This is a genomic window from Streptomyces capoamus, from assembly GCF_014654935.1.
GTDB classification, from domain to species: Bacteria; Actinomycetota; Actinomycetes; order Streptomycetales; family Streptomycetaceae; genus Streptomyces; species Streptomyces capoamus.
The window spans coordinates 211,885-218,818 of record NZ_BNBF01000006.1 but is presented as its reverse complement, the minus strand read 5'-3'; the positions used below and the strand labels follow the sequence as shown (position 1 = coordinate 218,818).

13 protein-coding genes are annotated in these 6,934 nt (G+C 74.5%); all 13 read left to right on the top strand.

Annotated features, from left to right (window positions below):
* On the top strand, nt 1-635 hold a 635-nt coding region (locus tag IE312_RS12435; protein ID WP_189981137.1), incomplete at its 5' end, for a hypothetical protein.
* Entirely contained in the window at nt 632-1,318 is a 687-nt protein-coding gene (locus IE312_RS12430; protein ID WP_189981135.1) for a hypothetical protein, read from the top strand. The genes IE312_RS12435 and IE312_RS12430, both read left to right, overlap by 4 nt.
* A 205-nt stretch (nt 1,319-1,523) precedes the next feature.
* Complete coding sequence (locus IE312_RS12425; protein WP_229899605.1) at nt 1,524-1,739, top strand: hypothetical protein; 216 nt, start codon at nt 1,524-1,526, stop codon at nt 1,737-1,739.
* A 12-nt stretch (nt 1,740-1,751) separates the two neighbouring features.
* A complete protein-coding gene (locus IE312_RS12420; protein WP_189981133.1) occupies nt 1,752-2,576 on the top strand; it encodes a helix-turn-helix domain-containing protein in 825 nt (274 codons plus the stop codon).
* 4 nt (nt 2,577-2,580) lie between these two features.
* A complete protein-coding gene (locus IE312_RS12415; RefSeq protein ID WP_189981131.1) occupies nt 2,581-3,276 on the top strand; it encodes a zinc finger domain-containing protein in 696 nt (231 codons plus the stop codon).
* Nucleotides 3,273-3,650 (top strand): hypothetical protein, encoded by a 378-nt coding sequence (locus IE312_RS12410; RefSeq protein WP_189981130.1) that lies wholly within the window; start codon nt 3,273-3,275, stop codon nt 3,648-3,650. The genes IE312_RS12415 and IE312_RS12410 overlap by 4 nt, the downstream gene beginning before the upstream one ends.
* A 102-nt stretch (nt 3,651-3,752) precedes the next feature.
* Nucleotides 3,753-4,280, top strand: a complete 528-nt coding sequence (locus IE312_RS12405) for a single-stranded DNA-binding protein (RefSeq protein ID WP_189981128.1) — start codon at nt 3,753-3,755, stop codon at nt 4,278-4,280.
* 91 nt (nt 4,281-4,371) lie between these two features.
* On the top strand, nt 4,372-4,713 hold the full coding sequence (locus IE312_RS12400) for a helix-turn-helix domain-containing protein (protein WP_189981126.1): 342 nt from the start codon (nt 4,372-4,374) through the stop codon (nt 4,711-4,713).
* A 79-nt stretch (nt 4,714-4,792) separates the two neighbouring features.
* Nucleotides 4,793-5,008 (top strand): hypothetical protein, encoded by a 216-nt coding sequence (locus tag IE312_RS12395; protein WP_189981124.1) that lies wholly within the window; start codon nt 4,793-4,795, stop codon nt 5,006-5,008.
* A complete protein-coding gene (locus IE312_RS12390) occupies nt 5,005-5,193 on the top strand; it encodes a hypothetical protein (protein WP_189981122.1) in 189 nt (62 codons plus the stop codon). The genes IE312_RS12395 and IE312_RS12390 overlap by 4 nt, the downstream gene beginning before the upstream one ends.
* A 142-nt stretch (nt 5,194-5,335) precedes the next feature.
* A complete protein-coding gene (locus IE312_RS12385) occupies nt 5,336-5,611 on the top strand; it encodes a hypothetical protein (protein WP_189981120.1) in 276 nt (91 codons plus the stop codon).
* 48 nt (nt 5,612-5,659) lie between these two features.
* Nucleotides 5,660-6,457, top strand: a complete 798-nt coding sequence (locus IE312_RS12380) for a hypothetical protein (protein ID WP_189981118.1) — start codon at nt 5,660-5,662, stop codon at nt 6,455-6,457.
* A gap of 146 nt (nt 6,458-6,603) precedes the next feature.
* On the top strand, nt 6,604-6,934 hold a 331-nt coding region (locus tag IE312_RS12375; RefSeq protein WP_189981116.1), incomplete at its 3' end, for a hypothetical protein.

Here is a 6,934-nt window from a genome sequence, read left to right as displayed (position 1 = left end):
CGCCGAAGTACACCCCGGCGCAGATCAAGGCCGCCACGACGAAAGAAGCCGTCCTAAAGGCCCTGCTCGACCAGGTCGACACGGCGTACAAGGCCGCCCGCGCGGACGTGCAGGCCATGCTCGACGAGCAGCAGCGCACGACCGGCGGAACGAAGTTCGACGCGACCCTGCCGGACGGGACCAAGGTGGGCGACGTCCGCCTGTCCGGCGGCGAGAAGGCCGCCAAGATCACCGACGAGCAGGCGTTCGTCGAGTGGGCACACAAGACGTTCCCGAGCGAGGCCATCACCAAGTTGGTCCGGCCCGTCCCCGCGCGGCTGGTCAAGGCCGTGCAGCCCAAGTTCGTTGCGCTGCTGCTCGAACAGATGACGGCCGCCGGCGTTGCGCAGGTGCACGACGCCGAGACGGGCGAACTGTTCGACGTGCCCGGCGTGGAGATCAAGCCGAGCCGCGCCCGCACGCACTCGGTGAACTTCACCCGGGCGTCGAAGGTGAAGCGCGCCGGCCGCGAACTGGTCGCCGACGCGTGGCGCTCCGGCATCCTCGCCCCCATCGTCCTGCCCGCGCTCGCCCCGCCGGCGCCCACCGCGGCGCCGGCCCCGGCCGCGGCCGACGAGAGCGAGGCCGCAGCATGAGCCGCATTGTTCGCGGACTCGACCTGTCCCTGACCGGTGCCGGCATCGCCGGCGCCGGGTGGGCGCAGACCCTCGGCAGCAAGGGCAAGCGGACCGACACGTACGCGATGCGCCGTACGCGGCTGCACCGCCTCGCCGACCGGATCCTCGACACCGTCGGGGCGTGCGACCTCGCCGTCGTCGAGGGCCCGAGCTACGGCTCGAAGGGGGCCGGAACGTGGGACCGGGCCGGCCTGTGGTGGCTGGTCGTCGACCGCCTCGCCGCGCGCGACATCCCCGTCGCCGTCGTCACCCCGACCGCCCGGGCGAAGTACGCGACCGGTGACGGCCGCGCCGGAAAGCAGGCCGTCGTCGAGGCCGTCGGCCCGCGGTACGGGGTCGCCCTGCGCGACGACAACCAGGCCGACGCGTACGCCCTGCTCGCCATGGGGCACGACTGGCTCGACGAGCCCCTCGCCCCCGTGCCGGCGAAGAACCGGCAGGCCCTCGCCCGCGTCGAGTGGCCCCTGCTGCTCCCGCCGCCGGCCGTGCAGCTCGGCATCGGGGGCGACGACCGGCCGTACCCCGAGACCGTGCCCGCCGTCCCGCGGAAGCGTCGCCGGCGCAAGCCGCGGACCGAGCACGCCGCGGCCGGCCCCGGGCAGGTCGACGCCCTCGCCCTGGTCGAGGGGGCCGCCGCGTGAAGTGCGCGCACTGGATCGGCGACCGCCGGCGGTACTGCCGCATCCCCGGGGCCCGGCCGTACATCCAAGGGCCCCGATGCCCCCTGCACACGCCTGCGCGCCTCGCCGGGAAGCCCGAGCCCGGTACGCCGGCGCCGCGGCCGACAGGCGAGGACGGCCCGCCCTGAGACCGCCGACGATCCCCTGCCCGGCGTGCGGAGTCCCCGTGATCCGCACGCCGGGGGGCGACCTGCTCGACCCGACCCCGCACCCCCTCGCCATCACCCGGCCGAACGGCCGCCGGATGACGCCGCGCGAAGTCGTCGAGTGCGCCCTCGGACGCCGGCCGCCCCGCGGACACCACCCGCACCGTCCCGGCCTGCTCCCGCCGTACGGCTGCCGCCCCCGCGCCGAGCAGCTCGCCCTCGACCTTGACCTGTAGGAGTACGACCCGATGAGTTACGACGCCCGCGAATGGGTGTGGGACCACAGCAGCAGCAAGGGCACCGCCCGCATGGTCCTCGCCCTGATCGCCGACCGGTGCGTCGACCGGCGTTGCATGGCGTACGCGTCCGTCCCCGCCCTGATGAAGCGCGCGAACGCGTCAAGGACGGCCGTACGCGACGCCCTCGACAAGCTGCTCGCCGGCGACGAGCTTGTGCTGCTCACGGGCCGCAAGGGGCCGCGAGGAGAAACGTATTACCACCTGCCGGCCGCCGCTCGATTCCTCGCCGAGCAGCCCGCCGAGGGGGACCGGAATGCGGCCCCCGGGGGACCGGATTCCGGCCCTGCCGACCCGTCCGAGGGAGGACCGGATTCCGACCCGGGGGACCAGATTCCGACCCCCGGGGGGACCGGATTCCGACCCGGCGCAGGACCGGAATCCGACCCCCAGAACAGAAGAGAACCGAAGGTGAACGGTAAGAGAGCTGCTGCTCTCTCCCCCGCCGCCGAGTGGCAGGTCGACGACGACGCCCTCGCGTGGGCACAACGCGAGGGGCACCTCGACCGACTCGGCGAGGCCGGCCTGCTCGCCGCCGACGAGAAGTGGCGCGCGTACCGAGCTGCTGCTGCGCCCCGCCCCGCCGCCGGATGGGCCGCGGACTGGCGTTCGTGGATCACCCGGGAGCGCACCCCCGCCCCCGGCCGCCCGAACCTCTACGCCCTGCCCGGCGGATCCCCCGCCGCGCCCGCTCCCGCGGCCGGCATGACCCGGGCCGACGCCCACACCGCCGCCCTGCTCGCCCTGCTCGACGACGCCCCGACCGGAACGGAGTAACCCCATGGACCGCCGCGAAATAGCCGGCCTGCTCGCCTACATGGGCCGCCTCGACCCCCGCACGATGCGCACCGACCCGGGCGAGCTGCGCGACCAGGTCGACCAGTGGCAGGAGTTGCTCGGCGACGTCCCCCTCGCCACCGACTACGGGTGGGACGCCCGGACCGCGATCCGGTCGCACGTCGTCAGCTCGCCGTACCCCGTTCTGCCCGTGGACGTCGCCCGCCAGTGGGCGAAGCACTCCGCCGACCGCCTCGCCCGGCACACCGACCCCGTGCCGACCGCCGACCCGGACGACGTCGAGTCGTGGCGGGCCGAGCTGCTCGGCACCCGTCACGCCGTCCTCGCCGGGCAGCGACCCCCGAACGAGCAGCGCGCCATCACCAGCGGCGCCACGGTCGACCCGGCGGTCGAGGCCCGCCTGCGCGCCATCGGCTCTTGCATCCCCCCGGCCGTGCGCGCCGACCTCGCCCGCTTCCGCCCGACCCGGGCCGCACGGGAAGCCGCGGCCGTCGAGGGGCGCCCCGACCCGTTGGCCGTCCGGTGCGAGTGGTGCCAGGCCCCCGCCGGCGAACCGTGCCGCAACCGCCGTATGGGCCTCGACGGAGGCGCACGGGGCAACGCCCGACGCTCGAAGCCGCACCCCTCCCGCCTCGACCTCGCCGCCGCCGCACTGCACCGTCAGGAGTCCGCCGCATGAGCCGCAGCAGCCGCCCCCGCACGTACCGAGTCGTCGCCGTCTGGCCGGCCCCCGCGCCCGAGAGCCGGTACGAGAAGACCGACCGGGCCCGCGTCGTTGCCCTCGCCCGCAGGTGGGCCCGCGACGGAGCCACGGCCACCGTCGAGGAGGACGCCGGGGGTTGGCAGTGGCGCCACGTCCGTACGTTCCGGCCGCCCACCCCGGCCGCGCCCGCCGAGCAGCCGCCCGTCGTCGAGCACCAGGCCGTCGAGCACGACCAGGACGACGACGACCTCGACCTGTACGAGCGACTCATGAGGCAGGCCCCGACCAGCCGGGACAACCGCGGCCGTCGCACCTGCCGACACGTCGTGGGCCGTCGCGGAATCCGGTAGCCCCCCTCCCGAATTCGGAGGGACAGGGCGACCCATGCCCGATAGATTTCACGTACGATTCGTTTCACCGCGTTTCGTTTCATGCACGAAAGAGGAGAGCCGTTGTCCGGCGAGACCGTCATAACCGTTGTGGGAAACCTGGTCGACGACCCCGAGCTGCGGTACACCCCCGCAGGCGCCCCCGTCGCAGCGTTCCGCATCGCATCCACCCCGCGCACATTCGACCGACAGGCCAACGAATGGAAGGACGGGGAATCCCTGTTCCTGACCTGCTCGGCGTGGCGCTCCCTCGGCGAGAACGTCGCCGCGTCTCTCGCCCGCGGAATGCGCGTCGTCGTGCAGGGCCGGCTCAAGCAGCGGTCGTACGAAGACCGCGAGGGCGTAAAGCGCACGGTCGTCGAGCTGGACGTCGAGGAAGTCGGCCCGTCCCTGCTCCGCGCCACCGCCACCGTCACCAAGACCACCGGCCAGAACGCCAGCAACGGCCAGCAGCAGCGCCAGCAGCCGGCCGACGACCCGTGGAACACCGCGCAGCAGCAGCGCCCCGCACAGCGTGCCCAGCAGCCGCAGCAGCAGTACGCGCAGCAGCAGTACCCGGCGCAGGGATACGGAGACGAGCCCCCGTACTGACCGTCGCCCGCGACCGGTCGATGCCGCCCCCGCGCGCAGGGGGCGGCACCCCTTCCCACCTTCCCCACCTTCCCGAACGGACCCGGACACCATGACCGAGCAGACCCTCGCCGCCTCGCCGCTCCCTCTCGCCGACGTCATCAGCGCCAACGTCCGCATCCTGCGCCGCCGCAAGCGCTGGACGCAGGAGCAGGCCGGGCAGGAGTGGGAGACCGTCACCGGCCGCGCCGTGAGCGCGCAGACCTGGTACGCCCTCGAACGCCCCGGGGGCCGCGCGTGGACCGCCGACGACATCGAGGCCGCCGCGTACCTGTTCGACGTCGAGCCCGTCGCCCTGCTCGTTCCGCTCGACACCTGCACGCAGTGCGACGACCAGCCGCCGGCCGGTTTCATCTGCGCGGCCTGCGGAGTCGAGGGCCCCCGCAAGGCGTAGCAGCCACCGCTCGACCGGGCCGGCGCCACCGTGGCGCCGGCCCACCCCTTCCCCCACCGCCACAGAGAAAGGCGCAGCAGTGAGCAGCCCGACCCGTCGTACCGTCCACCTCACCCGCACCGAGCACGCCCTGCCGCTCCCCGCGTCCCTGCTCGACGTCGCCGAGCTGCTCGACACCGTGCGCGCCGAACTCAACCGGGCCGACCGCCCCGTCGCCGACGCCGAGCTGCGCGTCGTCGAGGGGGAGCTGCTCGCGTTCTACGACGTGCCGCGCGCAGCAGTGGTCACCCGATGAGCCCGGCCGGCGTCGCCCTGGTCGCCCTGGTCGTCGTGTTCTCCCCGGGCATCGTGCAGACCTGCGCCCGGGTATGCCGCCGGCCCGACCCCCTCGACCGCGAACTGCGCGCCCTGCTCACCCACGGCCGCGCCTGCTCGCCCGACTGCACGGCCTGCTCGACCACCCGGGACACCACGCCGTGAGACTCCTCGACCGGCTGCTCGGCATCGTCCGCCCCAGCATCCGGCCCCCTCGACCGAGCAGGCGCCACGCTGCGGACACGCGCGGCGCCTGCTCGCCCACCTGCCCCACCTGTACCGCCCTCGCCACCAGGAAGGCCGCACGATGAGCCGCACCGCCCGCGCCGTACGGGAGCAGGCCCGCCTCGACCGCCGCGCGCAGGTCGACAACCTGCTCGCCCGGTACGCCCGCACCTCCCCGGCCGAGGCCGAACGCCTGCGCGCCCTGCTCGACGAGGAGTTCGCCGAGAGCGACCGGTACCGCCGGGAGTCCGGGGGACAGCAGGCCGCGGTACGCCGGGCGCAGCAACGCGCCGCCGCCGCAGAGGCCGCCATCGCCGCCGAACTCCCGTACGTCGAGCCGCTCGACCAGGCCGCGTAACCGCCTCGCCCCGCACACCAGCCACACCCCGTCGAGGAGACACCAGCCGTGCAGCACCCCGTCGCCATCCGCACCGCCGAGCGCCTGCGCACCATCCGGGAGCAGTGGGGCGCCCTGCTCGCCGCCGTCGAGACACCGCCCGCCCCCTCGGCGTGGCCGCCGGCCGAGACGCGCGCGTTCCTGAACACCGGGGCCGCGGACGAGGGGGCCCTACTGGTCGAGGACCGGGCGCCGCTCACCCTGCGCCAGCACCCAGCACCGGCGAATCTCGACGCCCTCGACGCCGCCCTGTTCGTCGAGCAGCAGGTGTTCGACCTCGCCGACACCCTCGCCGCGGCCGTGCAGCACGCCGGCCCCGACGACGTCCGCCGCTGGACGTTCGCCGACCCGGGCGCACCGGATGCGCGCACCGCCGCGGGATCCCGCGCACACGGTCTGCACTGGGCCGCTGTGTACGTCGAGGGCCGTGTGCTCGACGAGGACACCGAGCCCGAGCAGCTCGGCGACACCCTGGTCGCCGCCCCGTTCTCCCCGCTCCCCGAGTGGGCACTGCATGAAGCCGCACGGGTGGCCCGGGCCTGCGAGCAGCGCGTCGCCCGCATCGTCGCCGCGGACGCGATCACCGGGAGCCGTACCCTGCCGACGCCCTGCCCGTCATGCGGGGGCGCCCTGGTCGTGCGCGCGGCCCCGGCCGACCCGCCGACCGTGACCTGCCGGACGGGCGAGGCGTGCGGGGCGGACACCGGACGCGACGCCCGCGGCCGTCGCGTGTGGGAGTGGCCGGCCTGCCTGCCCCTGCTGCTCGCCCCCGCGGCCCCGGACGCCGGCACCCCCCGGGCCGCGTGACCCCAACTCACAGAGCAGGGCCCGGAGTTGATCCCGGGCCCCTTCTGCGAACCCCTTGTGAACCTAGTTCAGAACCTAGTACAGTGAGCATCGTTCACCCCGCCGGCTGCACACCGGCACCCATCGCAACCACGGGAGCTAACCCCATGGAGCAGCAGACGTTCACCGAGCAGGCCGGCGTCAGGTACGCCGTGATCGGCAAGGGCAAGCGCGTTCACTACTCGCCGAACGACGACGGTCTGTGTGGCCGTGCCATCACGCGGTACCTCGACGCCACGGAAGCCGTCGCCCTGTTCGACAAGGGGTACGAGCTGTGCGCGCCCTGCCACCGCGCCGCCGAGAAGCGCGCCGAGGCCCGCCGCCTCGCCGACGCCTCCCCCCTCGCCGCCGCCGTCGTCGACCTGGTCGACACCATCGAGCAGGCCGACGCCCAGTTCGACCGCGCCGCGCGTGCCGTCGACGCGGTCGAGCACGCCG